The following is a 924-nucleotide window of genomic DNA, read 5'->3' as shown; positions in this document are numbered from 1 at the left end:
TTAGGTGCAATTGCAAATGAGACCACTAAAATCAGTAGAACTTGAATTATTAAAAAGACTAACCAATGGTCAATTTGAAATTCCTCGAATAGTGAGAGACCTAAATGATGGCGGAATGGGTTCAATATCATTTGACTTAAAAAACTGTCAAGCTCGAAAAAGACAAATAATATCTGCAGAATACATTGATAAAAACGGAGTATTAGTTGATATAGAGTTAACTTGTGATAATAATGAAAAGCTTTTTGAGTTAGACTTTTGGAAAGTTGACTTTAGTCCGTTAATCATTTATCCTACTTATAAAAATCTAAAAATAAATGAGAGCAAGCACAGTTGAGACAATATTTTTAATTTTCACATTACTTTCTTATTTATTAATCTTTATTACACCCTTTATAATTGGGAAAAAGATCAAGAAAAACAATTACTTGACTTTACTTTTTTTGTCTATTATTTTAACCTTTATTTTATCTATCATTTCTGTTTATTGGTCTGACGATTTATCTGAGGAAATTATCTATAAATTATACGGGTTTGATACTCGGGGAATGAGTGATTCCGAACGCTGGACAAGAGAGCTAAATATAGAAGACAAAAAAACTATCGAAAAAATTTATAATGGAAGTTTTGGAGTTGGATGGCCATTAAAACTGATAATGTCTTATATCTTTTTTATGGTTCCATATAATTTAATAATTTGTGCACTGATATACGGATGGAAAAGAAAAAAAGCACCTAACAATGTATAAAAAACATAGGGCGATTTAGGCTTAATCGAAAGGACTATATTTATTTACAAAGTCGCCAAATATAAAATTTGGCATTTTCAACAAAAAAGATAAAAGCAAAATATTTATATTTGGCTTAGTACCAATCCGAAACGTAACGCTTATCACCTGCCCTACGTTTCTTATACTGAACGTT

Annotated in this window: 2 protein-coding genes; both read left to right on the top strand. The window is 29.3% G+C overall.

The window, feature by feature from the left end; genetic code table 11:
* Positions 1-16 precede the first annotated feature (16 nt).
* Positions 17-337 carry a DUF6984 family protein gene (locus tag GMC_RS20565; protein WP_010521251.1) on the top strand — a complete coding sequence of 107 codons (321 nt, stop codon included), beginning with the start codon at positions 17-19 and terminating at the stop codon, positions 335-337.
* Positions 318-749 carry a hypothetical protein gene (locus GMC_RS0105805; RefSeq protein WP_010521250.1) on the top strand — a complete coding sequence of 144 codons (432 nt, stop codon included), beginning with the start codon at positions 318-320 and terminating at the stop codon, positions 747-749. Before GMC_RS20565 ends, GMC_RS0105805 begins: the two co-directional genes overlap by 20 nt.
* Positions 750-924: the final 175 nt, after the last annotated feature.

Origin of the sequence: Aquimarina agarivorans (genome assembly GCF_000218485.1) — a bacterium.
GTDB classification, from domain to species: Bacteria; Bacteroidota; Bacteroidia; order Flavobacteriales; family Flavobacteriaceae; genus Aquimarina; species Aquimarina agarivorans.
Note: the sequence above shows the minus strand (reverse complement) of the source record. Positions and strands in the feature narration are given on the sequence as shown.